Genomic DNA, 19,069 nt, shown 5'->3' with positions numbered 1-19,069 from the left:
CATGACCGTGCTTGACAAGACAGCGCCTGAAAAGGCAGCGGCGCAGGCCGCCACCGTCGAATTCCGGGGGCTGCGCCGGGAGTTCGGCACCACCGTCGCCCTCGGCGGACTCGACCTCACCGTCCGGCCGGGCGAACTCCTCGCCCTGCTCGGCCCGTCCGGCTGCGGCAAGACCACCGCGCTGCGCATGCTCGCCGGGTTCGAGCATCCCGACTCCGGTGAGGTGCTGGTGGACGGCGAGGACGTCACCGGTATCCCCGCGCATCGCCGGGACGCCGGGATGGTCTTCCAGTCGTACAGCCTCTTTCCGCATCTGAACGCCCTCGACAACGTGGCCTTCGGGCTGCGCATGCGCAAGGTGCGCACCGCCGAACGGCGCGGACGCGCCGCCGAGTTGCTGGAGCTGGTCGGCCTCGCCGACAAGGGCGAGCGGTACCCGCACCAGCTCTCCGGCGGCCAGCAGCAGCGCATCGCCCTGGCGCGGGCCCTCGCCCTGCGCCCGCGCGTCCTGCTGCTGGACGAGCCGCTGTCGGCGCTCGACGCCAAGGTGCGGCTGACGCTGCGCGAGGAGATCCGACGGCTCCAGCGGGAGCTGGGCATCACCACGCTGTTCGTCACCCACGACCAGGAGGAGGCCCTGTCCATGGCCGACCGGGTCGCGGTCATGCGCTCCGGACGGCTCGAACAGTGCGCCGCCCCGGCCGAGTTGTACGGCCGGCCCGCCACCGCCTTCGTCGCCGAGTTCGTCGGCACGATGAGCCGCATTCCGGGCCGGCTCGTCGAGGGCGGTGTCGAGGTGCTGGGCCGGCGGCTGCCCGTCGACGGCGACGTGCCCTCGGTGTCCGACGTCGACGTGCTGGTACGGCCCGAAGCGGTGACGGTGCGCGCCGACGACGCGGCCGGCGCGCGCGTGGTCGCCACGGCGTTCCTGGGCGCCACCACCCGGCTGACCGTACGGCTCGCCGACGGCACCGAGGTCAAGGCCGACCTGCCGGCGCATGAGACGGCCGCGCTCGGCGTCGGCGCCGCGGTCGGCGTGTCGCTGCCGGAACGACCGGTGCTGGTGGCCGAACGCAGCCGCTGATCGCCGGACTCCCCGAACGAAGAACCCCCTGATCCCCCCACGCACGAAAGAGAAGACAACCGTGACTCAACTCCCGCTCCAGGCCGTCCTGTTCGACATGGACGGAACGCTCGTCGACACCGAGCGACTGTGGTGGGAGGCGGTGGAGCACGTCGCCGGGCGGGCCCTGACCCAGGCCGACGAGGCGGAGGTGCTGGGCCGGCCCGTCGAGCACACCGCCGACTGGCTGGCCGCCGCCACCGGCGCCCCGGCCGCCGACCTCGCCGACGCGCTGCACCGCGAGTTCGCCGACCGCGTCCGCGCCGGCATCGTCCCCCGCCCCGGCGCCCTCGACCTGCTCGACGCCCTGGCCCGCGACGGCATCCCCACGGCCCTGGTCACGGCATCACCCCGCACCGTCGCCGACACCGTCCTCGAAGCCCTCGGCGCGAGCCGCTTCGCGGTCTCCGTCACCGCCGACGACACCGACCGCACCAAGCCCGCCCCCGACCCGTACCTCGCCGCCTGCCGAGCCCTCGGCGTCGACCCGAGGGCCTGCGTCGCCGTCGAGGACACCCGCACCGGCGTCAGCTCCGCCGAGGCGGCCGGCTGCGCGGTGCTCGCGGTGCCCTCGCTGGCCCCGATCGAGCCGGCGGCCGGACGGACCGTCCTCGCCAGCCTGGAGGAGGTCACCCCCGAGCGCCTGCGCAGTCTCCGCAAGGCACACGCCCTGCCGACGGACGAACTGCGCGTCATGAGCTGGAACCTCTGGCACGGCGGCACCAAGGTCCGCGACCACCTGGCCAAGCAGCTCAAGGTCATCGCCGAGACCGGCGTGGACGTGGTCGGACTCCAGGAGACGCACGGCACCGCCACCCAGGAACTGGCCGACGCCCTCGGCTGGTACCACCACCGGGCGGGCGAGAACCTCGGCGTCATCAGCCGCCACCCGATCACGGCCCGCTTCGGCGACCCCGACGTCGGCTTCTACGGGGCGGCCGGGGTCCGTATCGAAGCGGGGGACCGGCAGGTCGACCTCTGGACGGCCCACCTCGACTACACGCCCTACGGCCCGTACGAGTCCGCCTTCGACGGGCTGGACGCGGCCGAGCTGATCGCGCACGAGCAGGTGCGGCTCGCGCAGATGCGGGACACCCTGCACCGGATCGAGGAGACCGCCGACCCCGCCGTGCCCGTCGTCCTCGTCGGAGACTTCAACAGCCCCTCCCACCTGGACCGGCCGGACGTGGAGTGGCCGGTGACGAAGGCGGCCGAGGAGGCGGGGCTGCGGGACTCCTACCGCGAGGCGCATCCCGACCCGATCGCCCACCCCGGACACACCTGGTCGCCGATCCACGCCCTGCACGAGGACGGCAGTGGACGCTTGGAGCCGCAGGACCGGATCGACTTCGTCCTCCACCGTGGTCTGCGCGTGCTCGACTCCGAAACCTACGTCAGCGGCCACCCGAGCCCCTGGCCGGACGTCGAGCACAACGAGTGGCCGTCCGACCACGCGGCCGTGATCACCACATTCTCCCTGTGCGAGTGAGCCCGCGCCGCCTACCATCGGTGTCATGACCTGGCGACATTGATCCACCAGCCGTGCCTCCCGAGGGCCACCTCGGCCGCCGTACCTCCGGCGTCCGAACTGTCCCTGCGGGAAGGCCTCATGACACTCTCACCTGCGCGTGTGCCCGCCGCCGGTGTCCGGCGGCTCACGACCACGCTGTACGGCTACTCGTTCCTCGACGACTTCGTCCTGCTCTACCCGGTGTACGCGCTGCTGTTCGCCGACACCGGCATGTCGCTCTGGCAGATCTCCTCCCTGTTCGCCCTGTGGTCGATCACCGGCGTGGTGCTGGAGGTCCCCTCCGGCGCCTGGGCCGACGCCGTCTCGCGGCGCCGGCTGCTGTGGATCGGCCCGCTGCTCACGGCCGTCGGCTTCGGACTGTGGGTGGCCGTCCCCTCGTACTGGGCCTTCGCGGTCGGCTTCGTCCTGTGGGGCGCCGGCGGAGCGCTCGGCTCCGGTGCGCTGGAGGCGCTGGTGTACGACGAGCTGGACCACCTCGGCGCCGCCGACCGCTATGCGCGGGTCATGGGCAGGTCCCGGGCCGCGCGGCTGGTGGGCACCGTCGCCTCCACCGGCCTCGCGGGGCCCGTCATCGCCCAGGGCGGCTACCCGGCCGTCGGCGCCGCGAGCTTCCTGGCCTGTGTGCTGACCGCCCTCACCGCCACCCGGTTCCCGGAGCACCGGGTGCGGCCGGAGACCGGGGGCGACAGCTGGGCGACGACCCTGCGGACCGGGCTCGCCCAGGTCCACAGGGACCGTTCGGTGCGGGGTGCCCTGCTGCTGATCCCGGCCGTGGCCGCGGTATGGGGCGCGCTCGACGAGTACACCCCGCTGCTGGTCCGGGAGATCGGCTTCGCCGAGGCGACCGTGCCCTACCTGATCATGCTGATCTGGGCGGGCGTCACCGCCGGCAGCCTCGTGGCCGGACCCGCCGAACGTCTCGGCACGAGGGGGCTCGCGGCGCTGCTCGCGGGCGCGGCGCTCGCCCTGGCCGCCGGCGCCGGGGCCCGCTCACTGGCCGGCATCGCGCTGGTGAGCCTCGCCTTTGCCGGGTTCCAGCTGGCGGAGGTGCTCGCAGACGTCCGCCTCCAGCACCGTATCGACGAGTCCCGACGGGCCACGCTCACCTCCGTGGCGAGCCTGGGCACGGAGCTCGCCACGGTCGCCACGTTCGGCGTGTACGCGCTGCTCGGCACGGGCGCCGCGCACAGCACGGTCTTCGCGGTGCTGGCGGTTCCCTACCTGGTGACGGCGCTGGCGCTGGCTAGAAGTCGGGCCGCCACGGCACGACCGTGAAGTCACCCGTCCCCTTCTTGACCTTCTCGAAGGGGGCGGAGCTCACGCACTTGGGCAGCTCCTTCGTCTCGACGGGGTTGCCCGTGGAGGCCCAGCTGTAGCCGAGCCGGTCGTGGCGGCCGACGTCGTGGACCGTGACGCCGACCCGCTTGCCCTCGGCGCCCGGCAGATCGGAGGAGGTGATGACCCCGGAGACCACGGCCACCTTCCCGCCGGTCAGCAGACAGTCGACCTTCGCCTTCGCCCGGGCGCCCTCGCCGTTCAGGTAGTGGCTGAACTCGAAGGTGCCGGTGGCCTCGGTCGGGTCGGCGTTGTCCTTCGCCGCCAGATGCGCGTCGAAGGAGAACGTGATGTCGTCCCCGGCCGAGCGGTACAGCTTGGCGGTGCCGGTGAGCGCTGCGGCCTCGCGCTGCCGCGGTGGGTCGTCGGAGGCGGTGGCGGCCGAGGCCGCTCCGGCGGTGAGCAGCAGTGCGCAGCCGAGCACAACGATCTTCGTACGACGCTTCATCGTGGTCCTTTCCGCAGGTCAAACCAGGTCGAGCGGACGGTCCCCACTCTCCCGGCGCGGCGCCCGCGACACATCGCGCCCGGGACGGGACCGCCTCTCCGCCGTCCGGCGGGGAAGACCGGCGGGACCTGCGCTGCCAGGAGGACCGGGACTACGACCGCGGTCGCGCAACGAATCTCCGCCGACCCGCTGGAGCACGCAACAAACCGCTCACCGGCACGCAACGGCTCCTTCTTGTCCGCTCCGGTCGGCCGCCCGTACCGTCTACGTGGCCCCTACATGGCCCCCAACCCCCTTCCGCCCGGTGAGGACCACGCATGCGCACCGCCCTGCTCCAGAGCTCCGGCCGCCCCGGCTCGACCGTCGAGAACCTCAAGGTCCTCGACGAGGCCGCGGGCCGCGCCGCCGCCGCGGGCGCCGGGCTGCTGGTCGCGCCGGAGATGTTCCTCACCGGGTACGCGATCGGCGACGACATCGCCCGCCTCGCCGAGCCCGCCGACGGTGACTGCGCGGACGCGATCGCCGAGATCGCGACACAGCACGGCCTGGCAGTCGCCTACGGCTACCCCGAGCGGGACGGCGACGCCGTCTTCAACTCCGCCCAGCTGATCTCCGCCGACGGCACCCGGCTCGCCAACTACCGCAAGACCCACCTCTTCGGCTGCTTCGAGCGCGACCACTTCACGCCGGGCGACCAGCAGGTCGTCCAGGCCGAGATCGACGGCCTCCGCGTCGGCATCCTGATCTGCTACGACGTGGAGTTCCCGGAGAACGTCCGCGCCCACGCCCTCGCGGGCACCGACCTGCTGGTCGTGCCGACCGCGCAGATGCACCCGTTCCAGTTCGTCGCCGAGTCGATGATCCCGGTGCGCGCCTTCGAGAACCAGATGTACGTCGCGTACGTCAACCGGGTCGGCCGGGAAGGGGAGTTCGAGTTCGTCGGCCTCTCCACCCTCGCCGGCCCCGACGGAGTCGCCCGCACCCGCGCCGGCCGCGGTGCGGAACTCGTCCTCGCCGACGTCGACCCCGCCTTCCTCGCCGCCTCGCGCGAGGCGAACCCGTACCTGACCGACCGCCGCCCCGGCCTCTACGGGTCGCTCGTCTGAACCTCCCCCCGCTTCCCCTCGCAGTCGCAGTCGCAAGGAGTCCGTACCCCATGACGTCCACGGTGCCCAACGCCGTCCAGCACGCCGACGAGCAGCAGCCGCCGATCACCATGTTCGGCCCGGACTTCCCCTACGCCTACGACGACTTCCTCGCCCACCCCGCGGGGCTCGGCCAGATACCCGCGACCGAGCACGGCACCGAGGTCGCGGTCATCGGCGGCGGCCTGTCCGGCATCGTGGCCGCCTACGAGCTGATGAAGATGGGCCTCAAGCCCGTCGTGTACGAGGCCGACGAGATCGGCGGCCGGCTGCGCACCGTCGGCTTCGACGGCGCCGGCACCGAAGGGCTCACGGCGGAGATGGGCGCGATGCGCTTCCCGCCGTCCTCCACGGCCCTCCAGCACTACATCGACCTCGTGGGCCTGAAGACCAGCCCCTTCCCGAACCCGCTCGCCGAGGCCACCCCGTCGACCGTCGTCGACCTCAAGGGCGAGTCGCACTACGCCGAGACGATCGAGGACCTCCCGCAGGTCTACCGGGACGTCGCCGAGGCCTGGAACAAGTGCCTCGAAGAGGGCGCCGACTTCACCGACATGAACCGCGCGATGCGCGAGCGGGACGTGCCGCGCATCCGCGAGATCTGGGCGCAGCTCGTCGAGAAGCTCGACAACCAGACCTTCTACGGCTTCCTCTGCGAATCCGAGGCCTTCAAGTCCTTCCGGCACCGCGAGATCTTCGGCCAGGTCGGCTTCGGCACCGGCGGCTGGGACACCGACTTCCCGAACTCCATCCTGGAGATCCTGCGGGTCGTCTACACCGAGGCCGACGACCACCACCGCGGCATCGTCGGCGGTTCCCAGCAGCTGCCGCTGCGAATGTGGGAGCGCGAGCCGGAGAAGATCGTCCACTGGCCCTACGGGACCTCGCTCGCCACGCTCCACGACAACGGCGCGCCCCGCCCGGCCGTGACCCGGCTGCACCGCACCGCCGGCAACCGGATCACCGTGACGGACGCGAACGGCGACATCCGCACGTACCGGGCGGCGATCTTCACCGCGCAGTCCTGGATGCTGCTGTCGAAGATCGCCTGCGACGACTCGCTGTTCCCGATCGACCACTGGACCGCGATCGAGCGCACGCACTACATGGAGTCCAGCAAGCTCTTCGTGCCCGTCGACCGGCCGTTCTGGCTGGACAAGGCCGTCGACGACAGGGGAAATCCGACCGGCCGGGACGTCATGTCGATGACGCTGACGGACCGTATGACGCGCGGGACCTACCTGCTCGACGACGGTCCGGACAAGCCCGCCGTCATCTGCCTCTCCTACACCTGGTGCGACGACAGCCTGAAGTGGCTGCCGCTGTCCGCGAGCGAGCGGATGGAGGTCATGCTGAAGTCGCTCGGCGAGATCTACCCGAAGGTCGACATCCGGAAGCACATCATCGGCAACCCGGTGACCGTCTCCTGGGAGAACGAGCCCTACTTCATGGGCGCGTTCAAGGCCAACCTGCCGGGTCACTACCGCTACCAGCGCCGCCTGTTCACGCACTTCATGCAGGACCGGCTGCCCGAGGACAAGCGGGGCATCTTCCTCGCCGGCGACGACATCTCCTGGACGGCCGGCTGGGCCGAGGGCGCCGTCCAGACCGCGCTGAACGCGGTCTGGGGCGTCATGCACCACTTCGGCGGGGCGACCGACGGCTCCAACCCCGGACCGGGCGACGTCTACGACGAGATCGCGCCGGTCGAGCTGCCGGAGGACTGACCAAGGTCAGATCCCGGCGGCCCGCGCCTTCTCGTACACCTCCGCGGCGGCGTCCTTGAGTTCCTGGGCGTCGCGCGGGGTGGTCTGCAGGTCGAGGAGGACCTCGTCCACGCCGACCTCGGCGTACGCCGCGAGGTCCGTCACGATCTGCTCGGCGCTGCCCTGGAAGGGCTGGCGGTCGTCACCGTCGTAGGCCTTGGCCGAGTACATGGCATTCACCCGTGGCACCCGCTCGATCGGCAGCGTGCGCCCGCGCTCGGCGGCGATGTCCTGGATCCGCTGCCACGCCGCGGCATACCCCTGCACGTCCATGGCGACCGGGATCCAGCCGTCGCCGTGGTCCACGACCCGCGTCAGGGCCTTCCCGCCTCCCGCGGCCACGAGGATCGGGATCGGCCGCACGGGCTTGGGGCCCACCACGGCCGCGTCGATCTTCGTGATCCGGCCCTCGTACGACACCGGGTCCGGGCCCCACACCGCCCGGCAGACGTCGATCACCTCGTCCAGCACCCGGCCGCGCTCCTCGATCGGCCGCACCGACGCGGCGGCGAACTCGTCGGTCGACCAGCCCGTGCCCAGACCGGCGACCACCCGGCCACCGCTCGCCGCGTCCAGCGAGGCCAGGGCCTTGGCCAGCTGGAACGGCCCGTGCAGCGGTGCGACCACGATGCCCGTGCCCAACCGGACCTGTTCGGTGACCGCCGCGGCCAGGGTCAGCGTGACCAGCGGATGGGCCATACCGCGGTAGAAGTCCGGCCAGGGCAGGCCCGGGACGCCGTACAGGCCCTGGGTCGGGGACTCGGGGACCAGCAGCCGCTCGTAGACCCACAGACTGTCGTAGCCGATCTGCTCGGCCGTGCGGGCGACGTCCGTCACGTCCTTGGCGAGGTCGTACTGCCGGAGCTGGGGAAGACCGAGTCCGAGACGGATGGCCATGACTGGGTACTCCTTCACGATCGGTGGGCCCCCACCGGCCAACGTACTGCGAGCACGGGGAACTGCCACTCGAAGACCGGTCAGTCCGGCAGGGGCGTGAGAAGCATGCGTCCCGCGAACCCCACCGCCGCGTCCAGCCGCTCGGTGAACTCCCCGGCGAGGTCCGGGAGCCGGCGCAGCGCCCACAGGGCCCGCGCCGCCGACCAGGTGGCGTCCCGGGCCCGCTCCAGGCTCCAGGAGCCGAGCAGATGGGTGAGCGGGTCGGCGATCTGGAGCAGGTCGGGACCCGGCATCAGCTCTTCGCGGATGCGCTCCTCCAGCGAGACGAGGAGATCACCCACCCGGTCGAACTCGTCCTCCAGCTCGGCGGGTTCGCAGCCGAGGCTACGACAGGCGTCCACCACGGCGAGCGCCAGATCGTGGCCGATGTGCGCATTGATGCCCGCGAGCGCGAACTGCAGCGGTCGTACGCCGGGATGCCGCCGCATCTGGAACAGCGGCCGCCAGCACGCGGGCGGGCGCCCCTCCTGCTCGGCCCTGTCCACCGCCGTGAGATACCGCTCCGCGAACCTCACGTCCAGCGTGATCGCGGCCCGCGCGTCGGTGAACCGACCCCCGTCGATGTGCCGGTCGACGGTCTGAGTGACGGCGAGGTAGACACGGTTGAAGATCGCGACTCCGTCTCGTTCGGGCAGGGCCGCTTCGAGGGCGCGCATACGGGAGATGACCGCGTCGACGGGCGTGGTGAATTGTTCGCATTGCGCCATGGGGGCAGAGTCCCAGCTTTAGGCTGACGGGAGTGTCGGCGGGCCCGGCGCTTCCCCAGAACGGGGGAACGCGCCCGCTGTGGCGGAGGGGGAGCAGGACCGTGTCAGGCTTACGTGCCCAGCGACTGGCCGCACGCAGGTCCGAGCGCAGGAGGGCGGTCCGGCGCCATGCCATGGTCGTGGCGGCCTCCGTCGTGGTCGCCGTCGGCACGGTGACCGGCATGATGTCCGCACTCGACGACAAAGGGCGTACCGACCAGGCCGGGCCACCGGAGGTGACCCGCTCGCCGAGCCTGGAGCGCCTGCCGCTCGTGCCCTCACCCTCCCCGTCGGTCACGAAGTCCCCTTCGCCGACCTCCGCTTCACCGACGCCGAGGAAGCAGCCCGCCTCGAAGAGCCCCACGCCCTCGCCGACCAGGACCGAGAGGAAGCAGCAGCCCGCCGTGGTGTCCGCCCGCCTCTACCGCCACCCCGACTCCCAGGTCCTCGACTGGGTCCGCGACAACGCCGGCGACCCGCGCCACGCAGTCATCGCGTCCCGGATCGCCGCCCAGCCGGCGGCGGTGTGGTTCGCCGACTTCACGCCTGACACCATCACCGCCCGGGTCCGCGCGGTCACTTCGGGCGGGTCCGCGCTGGGGCGGGTGCCGGTGGTCGTGCCGTACGCCATCCCTGGCCGTGACTGCGGCGGGTACTCCGAGGGCGGGGCGCCCGGCCTCGACGCCTACGACGCCTGGATCGACAGGTTCGCCGCGGGGCTGGGCTCCGGCGATGTCATCGTCATCCTGGAGCCCGACTCCGTCGCCCAGGCCGAATGCCTCTCCGCCGGCGAACGCGCCGACCGCTTCGCCTCGTTGGCCCGCGCGGGCCGCGCCTTCAAGGCGGCGAACCCCAGGGCGCGCGTCTACTACGACGCCGGGCACTCCGGCTGGAACGCGCCCGGCAAGCAGGCCGGGTGGCTGAAGCAGGCCGGCGCAGCCTCGGCCGCCTCCTCCGACGGGATCTTCAGCAACGTCTCCAACTTCCACGCCACGACCGACGAGATCGCCTACGACCGACAGGTCCTCGACGCCCTCGACGGCCCCGCGAGCCTGGGCGCCGTCATCGACACCAGCCGCAACGGCGCCGGCGCTCCGGCCGATGGGGAGTGGTGCGACCCCGCCGGCCGGAGGCTGGGCCGGGTGCCGACCCTCAGCACCGGCGAGGCGCGGATCGACGCCTATCTGTGGGTGAAGCTGCCGGGGGAGTCGGACGGCTGCAAGGGCAGGCCCGGGACCTTCACCGCGTCGTACGCCTACGACTTGGCGCGCTGAGACCCCTCGCCCGTGTCGCTCTCCTCGTCGTAGGAGGACGTGCCCTCGTCGAGCAGCGGGTGCTGTGTCCTGAGGTGGGCCGGGGCGAACGCCCGCAGCGCGTGGTAGCCGGTGATGACCACCAGCGTGCCCAGCGCGATGCCGCTGAGCTCGAAGGTGTCGGTGAACTCCAGGGTCACGTTGCCGACGCCGATGATGATGCCCGCGGCGGCGGGCACCAGGTTCAGCGGATTGCGCAGGTCCACCTTGGCGTTGATCCAGATCTGCGCGCCGAGCAGGCCGATCATGCCGTACAGGATGACGGTGATGCCGCCGAGGACGCCGCCCGGGATCGCGGCCACCACCGCGCCGAACTTGGGGCAGACGCCGAAGAGCAGCGCGAAGCCGGCGGCGGCCCAGTAGGCGGCGGTCGAGTAGACGCGGGTCGCGGCCATCACGCCGATGTTCTCGGAGTACGTGGTGTTGGGCGGGCCGCCCACCGCGGTGGAGAGCACCGAGGCGGCGCCGTCCGCGGAGATCGCGGTGCCCAGCTTGTCGTCCAGGTTGTCGCCGGTCATCTCGCCGACCGCCTTGACGTGCCCGGCGTTCTCGGCGACCAGGGCGATCACGACGGGCAGTGCCACCAGGATCGCCGACCACTGGAAGGACGGGCCGTGCAGATCGGGCAGGCCGATCCAGTCGGCCTTGGCGACGCCGGACAGGTCGAGCCGCCAGTGGTCGGTGACCTTGCCGCTCGCGTCGGCGGAGTGGATCCTGCCGAAGATCCGGTCGAAGACCCAGGAGATGCCATAGCCGAAGACCAGGCCCAGGAAGATCGCGATCCGGGACCAGAAACCGCGCAGGCAGACCACCGCCAGACCGGTGAACAGCATCACCAGCAGCGCCGTCCACTGGTCCTGCGGCCAGTACGTCGAGGCCGTCACGGGGGCGAGGTTGAAGCCGATCAGCATCACGACGGCGCCGGTGACGATCGGCGGCATCGTGGTGTGGATGATCCGCGCGCCGAAGCGCTGTACGGCGAGACCGATGAGGAACAGCACGACGCCGACGACGAGGACCGCGCCGGTGACGGTCGCGCTCGAACCGCCGTCGGCCCGGATGACCGCGGCGACGCCGACGAAGGAGAGGGAGCAGCCGAGGTAGCTGGGCACCCGGCCGCGGGTGGCGAGCAGGAATATGACCGTCGCAACACCGGACATCATGATCGCCAGGTTGGGGTCGAGCCCCATCAGCACCGGCGCCACGAAGGACGCGCCGAACATGGCCACCACGTGCTGGGCGCCGAGCCCGGCGGTGCGGGGCCAGGAGAGCCGTTCGTCGGGGCGGACCACCGCTCCTGGCGCCGGGGTGCGTCCGTCGCCGTGCAGTTTCCAGCGGACGCCGAGATCCATGGTGCGGTTTCGCTTTCGTCGTGCGTGCGGGTGACCGGACCATTGTCGGGGACGTCCGGGGCGGCGCCGACCGGGGCTGATCAGGCCCGACTCCTCCCGAACGGGGAGTTCAGGGGCGCGGGTCGGGAACTGCCGCGTCCGGGCGGCTGATCTTCGGGCGGTCGCGGTCGCCCGCGCGCAGGACGCGGGCGAACACGACCAGCCCCGAGGACAGCACGGTGACCAGGCAGAAGGACACCATCAAGCTGGTGGCCTGGGCGATCCCGCCGATCGCGCTCGGGGCGACCAGACCCGAGGTGTACGTGATCGTCGCGACGCCCGCGATGGCCAGCGAGGGGTTGCTGCCGCTGCGGCCCGCCGCCGCGAAGCACAGCGGCACGACCACCGCGATGCCCAGTCCGAGCAGCGCGAACCCGGTCATCGCCAGAGCCGGACTGTCCGACACGACGATGAGCAGGCCGCCGAGCGTGGCGAGGACGCCGCCGGCCCGGACCGTGCGCACGGCGCCGTAGCGGTCCACCACCTTGTCGCCGGCCAGCCGGGCCAGCGCCATGGTCAGTGTGAAGCCGGTCGTGCAGGCCGCAGCGAGACCGGCCGAGGTGTCCAGTCGGTCCCGAAGATAGACCGCGGACCAGTCCAGGCTGGCGCCCTCCGCGAAGACCGCGCAGAACCCGACCGCGCCGATGAGCAGCGCCGACCGGGGCGGCAGCGCGAACCGGGGCGGCGGCTCCTCGTCCTCGGCGGGCTGCAGGTCGAGGACCCACCGGCAGGCCAGGATGCCGAGGACGGTGAGGGCCGCCGCGGCGAGCGCGTGGTGCAGCCGGGCGTCCGAGCCCAGGTGGGCCGCGAGCGTGCCGGCCGCCGAGCCGATCAGGGCGCCCGCGCTCCACATGCCGTGCAGACCGGACATGATCGACCGCCCGAGGCGGTTCTCGACCTCGACGCCGAGCGCGTTCATCGCCACGTCCGCCATGCCCGCCGTGGCGCCGAAGGTGAACAGGGCCAGGCACAGGGTCAGCAGATTGGGGGCGAGGGCGGGCAGGGTGAGCGCGAGCGTCCACAGGGCGATCAGCCCGCGCAAGGCGTTGCGGGCCCCGAAGCGGTGGCTGATGCTGCCCGCCACCGGCATCGCGACGGAGGCGCCGAGCGCGGGGAAGGCGAGCGCCAGCCCCAACTGGCCCGCGCTGACACCGGCATGGTCCTGGATCCATGGCACGCGCGTGGCGAACGAGCCCGTGACGGCGCCGTGCACGGCGAAGACCGACGCCACGGCATACCGGGCCCGCCTCACCTCGCGCAGGTCGTAGACCACTTCGCTCATCGTCCGGCTCCTCCCGGTGCTCGCTTCGTACCGTGCGACGCCGTAAACTATCAGGAACCCTGCCTGATAGATAGAGAATTGCGGGCCAGGGCCGCCCACTGCGCACCTCGCCGATCTGGAAGGATCCCGGCATGCCCGCATCACCGAGCACCGCCCGGGCCATCAACGACCGGCTCGCTCTACGACTGCTCCAGCAGGACGGCCCGTTGACGGCAGGGCAGTTGAAGCAGCTGACCGGACTGTCCCGGCCGACCGTCGCCGATCTCGTCGAGCGCCTCACCGACGCCGGCCTGATCGCGGTGGTCGGCGAGGCCGGGGAACAGCGGCGCGGCCCGAACGCCAAGCTGTACGGCATCGTCGCCGACCGCGCCCATCTGGCGGCGCTGGACGTGCGTACCGAGGGCGTCTCCGTAGTCGTCTCCGACCTGGTGGGGGCCGTGCTCGCCGAGGCGTCGGTGCCGATCGGCGGCGACATGGGGACCGGGCCCGCGGTGGAACAGGCGGTGGCGCTGGTGGAGCAGGTCGCCAAGGAGGCGGGGGCGGACCGGCTCCATACGGTCGGGATAGGCGCCCCCGGCCTGATCGACCCGGCGACCGGTGAGCTGCGTGACTCCACGGGCCTGCCCGAATGGCACCGCCGCCTGGTGGCAGCCCTCCAGGAACGGCTCCCCGCAGCGCGCGTCAACGTCGAGAACGAGACCAACCTCGCCGCCCTCGCGGAACAGCGCGACGGAGCGGCCCGGGACCGGGACACCTTCGTCCTGCTGTGGCTCGGCCACGGCACCGGCGCCGCCGTGGTCCTCGACGGCGCGCTGCGCCGGGGTGCCTCCGGCGGCACCGGCGAGATCGGGTTCCTGCCGGTACCGGGAACGCCGGGGCCACCGTCGGCGGTGGACTGCGAGGGCGGCTTCCACTCGCTGGCCGGGTCGGCGGCGATCGTGGAGCTGGCGGGGGCGTACCGGGTGAGCGTCGAGGGGGCATCCGTGCATGAGCCCGCGGCGGCGGGGGTGGTGCGGGAAGCGGTGGCGGTGGTCGGCGGTTCGTATCAAGCCGAGACGGGTCATGTGTCGGGCACCGCGAGCCCTGCCGGGTCCGCCGACCGCTTCCTCGACGCCCTGGCCGACCGCCTCGCCCTGGGTGTCGCCTCCGTCGTCGCGATCCTTGACCCCGGCTGTGTGGTCCTCGGCGGGGAGGTCGGGCAGGCCGGGGGAGAGCTGCTCGCCGGGCGGGTGCAGGAGCGGGTCCGGAGGATGTCGCCCCTGGCCACGGTGGTGCGACCCAGCAGCCTGGGCGGCGGCGCGGTCCTGCGCGGAGCGCTGCTCACCGCGCGGGAGGCCGCCCAGGACGATCTGTTCGCACCGCCGGACCGCTGACCTGCTCGGCCGTACGGCGCCCGGAGGCCCAGGTCAGGAGTCCGTCAGCCCGAGGAGCCGCCCTCAGCCCCCGTGCCCGCCGCCGAACCGCCGCCCCAGATACTCCTCGAACGTCCCCTTCCCCACCGCATGCTCCGGCGCCAGATGGCCGCCCGAGCGGAACCCCTCGTACCCCTTGCCCCGCAGCGGCAAGCTCACCACGGCCCGCTTCCGGCCCGTCGCCTGCAGATACGCGCGGGCCAGTGAGTCGAAGGTCCGCACCTCGGGGCCGCCCATGTCCTCGACCCGCCCGGCGGGTGCGGCGACGGCCAGTTCGGCGAGGCGGTCCGCGACCTCCGCCACCTCGATGGGCTGGTCCTTCACGCGGGCCGGCAGCAGCATGACGGGCAGCTTGGACAGCAAGCCGAGCACCCTCACCAGCAGGTCGTGGAACTGGGTCGCGCGCAGGACGGTCCAGTCGAGCCCCGACTCCTCGATCAACGTCTCCACGGCGAGCTTGGACCTGTAGTAGCCGTACGGCACCCGGTCGACGCCGACGATCGAGATGTAGACCAGGTGCCCCACCCCGGCCCTGCGCGCCGCCGCGATCAGATGCGCCGCCGCCTTCTCGTCGCCGCCGCCCGGCGAGCTCGCGCAGTGCACGACCGTGTCCACGCCCTCCAGCGCCACGTCCAGGCCGGGACCGCCCTTGCGAAGATCGACGGCGTACGGCTGGGCACGCCTGCTGAGCACCCGCACCTCGTGCCCGTCCGCGCGCAGCCGTTCGCTGACGAGCCGGCCGAGTGTTCCGGTACCGCCGGTCACCAGGATCGTGGTCATGCTGTTGGTCCCTTCGGACGCCGGGCACTCCCGGTTGGAGCCCCTTCGTCAGCTGGGACCGAGTACCCCATCCGAAATGTGACAGCGCCGGACGCCCGCCCCGGCGGCCCTTCTACACCCGCGCCAGCTGACGGCGTACGAAGTCCAGCTTGTCCGGGTTCACCATTGCCCACGCGTGCGCGATCAGACCGTCCCGCAGCTCGAAGGCCACCACCGTGAGCAGCGTGTCGCCCTCCCAGGCGGCCAGCGCGGTCGAGCCGTTGATCTCGACCGCAGTGAAGTGCACGCCGGCCAGAAACGTCCGCGTCGCACCCGCCAGGAAGCGGAAGACCTTGTCCCGGCCCTCGATCGGCCGCCTGGCCGCCGAGGCCTTGCCGCCGCCGTCGCTGGACCAGACGACGTCGGCTGCCAGCAGCTTCTCCAGCCCGCCGAGATCGCCGTCGCGGGCCGCCGTGAGGAACGACCGGACCAGCTCGTCCTGCCGCTCGGGAGTCGACTCGAACCGCGACCGCTGCTCACCCACCCGCTGCACCGCCCGCCGGTACAGCTGCCGGCAGTTGGCCTCGGTCAGCTCCAGCGCCTCGGCGATCTCCCGGTGGCCGTACGCGAACGCCTCGCGCAGCACGTACACGGCCCGCTCGGTCGGCGTGAGCCGCTCCAGCAGCACCAGCATCGCCATGGACACGGCCTCCCGCTGCTCGGCGGACTCCAGGGGCCCGAGCGTGCCGTCCGAGGTGACGACCGGCTCCGGCAGCCAGGGCCCGACGTACTGCTCGCGCCGGGCCCTTGCCGAGGTCAGCCGGGTGAGGCAGAGGTTCGTGACGACCTTGGCGAGCCAGGCTCCCGGATACTCGATCGCGTCACGGTCGGCACCGCTGAAGCGCAGGTACGCGTCCTGGACGGTGTCCTCGGCCTCGTCGGCGGAGCCCAGGATGCGATAGGCCAGGCCGAACAGCCGGGGGCGGTGGGTCTCGAACTCGTCGGCGATGGCGGTCGTCATGCCTCTCACCCTGCCAGAGCCGCCCGCGGCGGTTGTTGGGAGACCCGGCGGCGGGCAAGGGCCGTCGTCACCGCCGCCGGGCCGTCTGTGCGGGGCTCAGCAGGCTCCGAGGTCCTGCCACACACCCCAGTCACCGGTGGTGCCGGGCTCCTCGCCCTTGGTCCACCACTTGGCCTTCCACGAGTGCCCCTCATGGGACACCGTGCTGCCTCCGCCGTACTCCGCCGTGGCGTTCCAGACGGGGCCCGTGCACTCTCCAGGGGAAGAGGTAGGAGTGGGGGACGGGGTTCCCGACCCCGGCTCCACGACGGTCGTCCCGCGTGCCAGGTCCCCGGCCAGCGCGTACGTCTTCCCGCCGAACGTCACCGTCCAGTTCGACGGCGTCGACACGGGCAGGTAGTACACGAAGTCCAGCTCCGCCGACGCCCCCGGCGCCAGCGTCTGCCAGCTCGGCAGCTTCAGCGAGACCCGGTGATGGTCGCCCTTCAGCCCGCCGACGTTGCTCCCCGTGTGATCGCTGCGGATCACCGAAGTCCCCCAGCCCGACTGGTCCTTGGCGTTCGCGGGCGCCGAGGTGCCGTAGTCGAACCGGAACTCCGTACCGCCGGGCAGCGGCGCCGTCGAGTTGTTGGTGATCCTCAACTTGGGGCTGATGGGGTAGTTGGAGTCGCCGAGCGGGAACTGCCCGAAGTCGACGTCGATGTCCAGCGCCTCGGCCGGAAGGTCGATCGTCGACCGCTTTGCGCCGTACGGAGAGGCCGACTTGAACTTCTCGTACATCGCGGAGGTCAGGGCCGACCCCGGCTCGTATTGGCCCTTGCTCGCGTTCCAGCCGTAGTCCCCGGCCAGCTCCCACACCATCGTGCCGCCGATGCCCTGGTCGACGACGTAGTCCGCCTTGGCGTTCACCGACTGCTCGTCCTCGGTGGACAGGAACACCTTCTTCTCGGCGTTCCACAGCCAGGGCGCGACCAGCGTGGAGTCGTACTTGCGGGCGTACGTGCCGGTCAGCCGGGTCTCGGCCGGGAAGCCGTACTTGGTGACGTAGTCCCCGACGACCCCCTTCTCCAGGTTCTTGGCGTGCCACATGGGGTTCGAACCCGCCGGTGACTCCTTGCCGTCGGTGTCGAGGTCGTGCCAGAGGTTGTCGATCCCGACGGCCCCGTCCCCGCACTTGGTCAGGCCGGAGCCGGCCGGACAGGTCGTCGAGGGAGCCTTGCCCCACAGTCCGTCCGTGCCGCCCGAGACGTTCTTGAATCCCCTTGTGTAGTAGGGGAGCCCGATGTTGATCCGGCCCGCGGGCATCGAACCGCGGAAGTAGTGGTACGCCCAGTCGGTGTTCAGATAGCCGATTCCGCCGTACTGGGACGTGGAATACACGCCCGCCGCCGCGAGTTCGGCGTCCTTTCCGTCGTCGAAGAGCGAGGCGTTCGGGCCGACGTACTCGTTCCAGGCGCCGTGCAGGTCGTACGACATGATGTTGACGTAGTCCAGGTACTTCTGGACCTGGAACGTCTCCATGCCGCGCAGCAGATATCCGGAGGAGGGCGCCGCGACGGAGAGCAGATAGTGCCTGCCGTCCGCCGAGCCCGCGCGGTCGAGCTTCTCGCGGAGCGTCTTCATCAAGGCCGCGTAGCCCTTGACGAGGCCGGACCGGCGGGCGTTGGAGACGGACCAGTCGAACGGGTGGCCCGCGTCCTTCATGGACGTCGGGTACTCGTAGTCGATGTCGACGCCGTTGAATCCGTACTTCCTGATGAACCCGACCGCCGAGTCCGCGAACGTGTCGATACCGGCCTGATTGACCGAGCCGTCGGCGTTCGTGGCCATCGAGTAGAAGCCGCCCGAGTTCACTCGTGTGCCGCTGTCGTCGAAATAGCCGCCCGTCTCGGCCCAACCGCCCACCGAAATCAGCGTCTTGACGTCCGGGTGCTGCTTCTTGAATTTGTTCAGCAGATTGAAGTGGCCCTTGTAGGAGAGCGCCGGGTCCATGTCCGCGCCGCTCACACCGGGCCAGGTCATGCCAGTCGCCGGGTTGGTCGCACTGTCCGCGCCGACGGAGATCTTGTTGCTGCCGTCGATGTGCGCGAAGGCGTAGTTGAGGTGGGTGACCTTGTCCCACGGGATGTCGGAGGCGAGATAGGCGGGTGTGCCGTCCTTGCCGGTGCGCCAGCCGGTGAAGTAGCCGATCACCCGGCGCTGGTGGTCGGCGCCCATCTTCTCCCGGCCGGCCGAGTCGTAGACCGAGCAGTACGGGACGTCGACGCCGGGGGTCCGGTAGAGGCCGTCGGGGCGGCAGGAGTCGTTGTCGGCGGCGTGCGAGACGGTCGCCGGGAGTCCGGCCAGAACCAGGCCGGCGACCGCACCGAGGGCGGCGAGCAGGGCCGGTCTCGCCCGGTTGCGTGAAAGGGACAGCAAGTCGGTTCCTCTCCACGGAAGTTGGGCAGACCCTAAAGAGGACTAGACCAGTCAGTCAATAGGTATGGACCAATAGGTGATGGGTCCGTAAGTACGGCTGAATCCCGGCGCCGCCTTCGGGCGGAGAAGTCCAGTCAGGCGGTCTGTGAGCCACCCCACAGAATTCGCCCGTATGGACGCCGATCAGGCGTGGCACACTGGCTCTGTACCAGTAGCAGCGCACTCCGGGGTCGGTGAAAGTCCGAACCGGCGGTTACAGTCCGCGACCCGGTCGCCTCCAGCGGCCGGTTGACCAGGTGAAATTCCTGGACCGACGGTTAAAGTCCGGATGGGAGGCAGTGCGCGGCGGGCGGGCATTCGTGCGCGCCGCCGTACCGGTTCGCCCTCGAGGCGAGCCCTGTCCGGCGTCGCCCTCGGTGTCT

Annotated in this window: 15 protein-coding genes and 1 riboswitch; of the genes, 7 read left to right on the top strand and 8 right to left on the bottom strand. The window is 71.5% G+C overall.

Going from position 1 to position 19,069, the window contains the following annotated elements; genetic code table 11:
* The first annotated feature begins 1 nt into the window (after nucleotide 1).
* The 3 genes from AB5J55_RS07035 (at nucleotide 2) to AB5J55_RS07025 (ending at nucleotide 3,929) form a co-directional block, all read left to right on the top strand.
* A complete protein-coding gene (locus AB5J55_RS07035; RefSeq protein WP_369269830.1) occupies nucleotides 2-1,084 on the top strand; it encodes an ABC transporter ATP-binding protein in 1,083 nt (360 codons plus the stop codon).
* A gap of 61 nt (nucleotides 1,085-1,145) precedes the next feature.
* Nucleotides 1,146-2,612 carry an HAD-IA family hydrolase gene (locus tag AB5J55_RS07030; RefSeq protein ID WP_369269829.1) on the top strand — a complete coding sequence of 489 codons (1,467 nt, stop codon included), beginning with the start codon at nucleotides 1,146-1,148 and terminating at the stop codon, nucleotides 2,610-2,612.
* A gap of 120 nt (nucleotides 2,613-2,732) precedes the next feature.
* A complete protein-coding gene (locus AB5J55_RS07025) occupies nucleotides 2,733-3,929 on the top strand; it encodes an MFS transporter (RefSeq protein WP_369269828.1) in 1,197 nt (398 codons plus the stop codon).
* Here the strand turns inward: AB5J55_RS07025 and AB5J55_RS07020 are convergent.
* Nucleotides 3,898-4,437 carry a Repetin gene (locus AB5J55_RS07020; RefSeq protein ID WP_369269827.1) on the bottom strand — a complete coding sequence of 180 codons (540 nt, stop codon included), beginning with the start codon at nucleotides 4,435-4,437 and terminating at the stop codon, nucleotides 3,898-3,900. The two genes, AB5J55_RS07025 and AB5J55_RS07020, sit on opposite strands and share 32 nt — an antisense overlap.
* Nucleotides 4,438-4,754: 317 nt before the next feature.
* On the opposite strand from AB5J55_RS07020, the gene AB5J55_RS07015 reads away from it, so the two are divergent.
* Nucleotides 4,755-5,543 (top strand): carbon-nitrogen hydrolase family protein, encoded by a 789-nt coding sequence (locus AB5J55_RS07015; RefSeq protein WP_369269826.1) that lies wholly within the window; start codon nucleotides 4,755-4,757, stop codon nucleotides 5,541-5,543.
* Nucleotides 5,544-5,593: 50 nt separating this feature from the next.
* A complete protein-coding gene (locus AB5J55_RS07010; RefSeq protein WP_369269825.1) occupies nucleotides 5,594-7,309 on the top strand; it encodes a flavin monoamine oxidase family protein in 1,716 nt (571 codons plus the stop codon).
* 6 nt (nucleotides 7,310-7,315) lie between these two features.
* Here AB5J55_RS07010 and AB5J55_RS07005 read toward each other — a convergent pair whose 3' ends face one another.
* Nucleotides 7,316-8,245, bottom strand: coding sequence for an LLM class F420-dependent oxidoreductase (locus AB5J55_RS07005; protein ID WP_369269824.1), 930 nt, complete (start codon nucleotides 8,243-8,245; stop codon nucleotides 7,316-7,318).
* Nucleotides 8,246-8,325: 80 nt separating this feature from the next.
* Entirely contained in the window at nucleotides 8,326-9,012 is a 687-nt protein-coding gene (locus AB5J55_RS07000; protein ID WP_369269823.1) for a DUF5995 family protein, read from the bottom strand.
* A gap of 173 nt (nucleotides 9,013-9,185) precedes the next feature.
* On the opposite strand from AB5J55_RS07000, the gene AB5J55_RS06995 reads away from it, so the two are divergent.
* Nucleotides 9,186-10,325 (top strand): glycoside hydrolase family 6 protein, encoded by a 1,140-nt coding sequence (locus AB5J55_RS06995; protein ID WP_369276116.1) that lies wholly within the window; start codon nucleotides 9,186-9,188, stop codon nucleotides 10,323-10,325.
* On the opposite strand, the gene AB5J55_RS06990 is transcribed toward AB5J55_RS06995, so the two are convergent.
* Nucleotides 10,307-11,716 (bottom strand): uracil-xanthine permease family protein, encoded by a 1,410-nt coding sequence (locus AB5J55_RS06990; protein ID WP_369269822.1) that lies wholly within the window; start codon nucleotides 11,714-11,716, stop codon nucleotides 10,307-10,309. The two genes, AB5J55_RS06995 and AB5J55_RS06990, sit on opposite strands and share 19 nt — an antisense overlap.
* A 109-nt stretch (nucleotides 11,717-11,825) precedes the next feature.
* Complete coding sequence (locus AB5J55_RS06985; protein ID WP_369269821.1) at nucleotides 11,826-13,037, bottom strand: MFS transporter; 1,212 nt, start codon at nucleotides 13,035-13,037, stop codon at nucleotides 11,826-11,828.
* A gap of 131 nt (nucleotides 13,038-13,168) precedes the next feature.
* Here AB5J55_RS06985 and AB5J55_RS06980 point away from each other — a divergent pair, with 131 nt between their 5' ends.
* Nucleotides 13,169-14,410, top strand: a complete 1,242-nt coding sequence (locus tag AB5J55_RS06980) for an ROK family transcriptional regulator (protein ID WP_369269820.1) — start codon at nucleotides 13,169-13,171, stop codon at nucleotides 14,408-14,410.
* Nucleotides 14,411-14,473: 63 nt separating this feature from the next.
* Here AB5J55_RS06980 and AB5J55_RS06975 read toward each other — a convergent pair whose 3' ends face one another.
* The 3 genes from AB5J55_RS06975 to AB5J55_RS06965 all read right to left on the bottom strand — a co-directional run bounded on the left by AB5J55_RS06975 (nucleotide 14,474) and on the right by AB5J55_RS06965 (nucleotide 18,647).
* Nucleotides 14,474-15,229, bottom strand: coding sequence for an SDR family oxidoreductase (locus AB5J55_RS06975; protein WP_369269819.1), 756 nt, complete (start codon nucleotides 15,227-15,229; stop codon nucleotides 14,474-14,476).
* Nucleotides 15,230-15,341: 112 nt separating this feature from the next.
* Nucleotides 15,342-16,229, bottom strand: a complete 888-nt coding sequence (locus AB5J55_RS06970) for an RNA polymerase sigma-70 factor (protein WP_369269818.1) — start codon at nucleotides 16,227-16,229, stop codon at nucleotides 15,342-15,344.
* A 96-nt stretch (nucleotides 16,230-16,325) separates the two neighbouring features.
* Nucleotides 16,326-18,647, bottom strand: a complete 2,322-nt coding sequence (locus AB5J55_RS06965; protein ID WP_369269817.1) for a chitinase C-terminal domain-containing protein — start codon at nucleotides 18,645-18,647, stop codon at nucleotides 16,326-16,328.
* A gap of 215 nt (nucleotides 18,648-18,862) precedes the next feature.
* Nucleotides 18,863-18,993: riboswitch (FMN riboswitch) on the top strand.
* Nucleotides 18,994-19,069: the final 76 nt, after the last annotated feature.

It is taken from the genome of Streptomyces sp. R11 (assembly GCF_041051905.1).
Classification (GTDB): Bacteria; Actinomycetota; Actinomycetes; order Streptomycetales; family Streptomycetaceae; genus Streptomyces.
This window is presented reverse-complemented; position numbering and strand designations above follow the sequence as displayed.

Excerpts from the sequence above, each read along its gene's own strand:
- AB5J55_RS06995 (WP_369276116.1), top strand. The coding sequence starts at position 9,186 with ATGGTCGTGGCGGCCTCCGTCGTGGTCGCCGTCGGCACGGTGACCGGC.
- AB5J55_RS06975 (WP_369269819.1), bottom strand. The coding sequence starts at position 15,229 with ATGACCACGATCCTGGTGACCGGCGGTACCGGAACACTCGGCCGGCTC.
- AB5J55_RS07035 (WP_369269830.1), top strand. The coding sequence starts at position 2 with ATGACCGTGCTTGACAAGACAGCGCCTGAAAAGGCAGCGGCGCAGGCC.
- AB5J55_RS06990 (WP_369269822.1), bottom strand. The coding sequence starts at position 11,716 with ATGGATCTCGGCGTCCGCTGGAAACTGCACGGCGACGGACGCACCCCG.
- AB5J55_RS06970 (WP_369269818.1), bottom strand. The coding sequence starts at position 16,229 with ATGACGACCGCCATCGCCGACGAGTTCGAGACCCACCGCCCCCGGCTG.
- AB5J55_RS07000 (WP_369269823.1), bottom strand. The coding sequence starts at position 9,012 with ATGGCGCAATGCGAACAATTCACCACGCCCGTCGACGCGGTCATCTCC.
- AB5J55_RS07020 (WP_369269827.1), bottom strand. The coding sequence starts at position 4,437 with ATGAAGCGTCGTACGAAGATCGTTGTGCTCGGCTGCGCACTGCTGCTC.
- AB5J55_RS07010 (WP_369269825.1), top strand. The coding sequence starts at position 5,594 with ATGACGTCCACGGTGCCCAACGCCGTCCAGCACGCCGACGAGCAGCAG.
- AB5J55_RS06980 (WP_369269820.1), top strand. The coding sequence starts at position 13,169 with ATGCCCGCATCACCGAGCACCGCCCGGGCCATCAACGACCGGCTCGCT.
- AB5J55_RS06985 (WP_369269821.1), bottom strand. The coding sequence starts at position 13,037 with ATGAGCGAAGTGGTCTACGACCTGCGCGAGGTGAGGCGGGCCCGGTAT.
- AB5J55_RS07015 (WP_369269826.1), top strand. The coding sequence starts at position 4,755 with ATGCGCACCGCCCTGCTCCAGAGCTCCGGCCGCCCCGGCTCGACCGTC.
- AB5J55_RS07025 (WP_369269828.1), top strand. The coding sequence starts at position 2,733 with ATGACACTCTCACCTGCGCGTGTGCCCGCCGCCGGTGTCCGGCGGCTC.
- AB5J55_RS07005 (WP_369269824.1), bottom strand. The coding sequence starts at position 8,245 with ATGGCCATCCGTCTCGGACTCGGTCTTCCCCAGCTCCGGCAGTACGAC.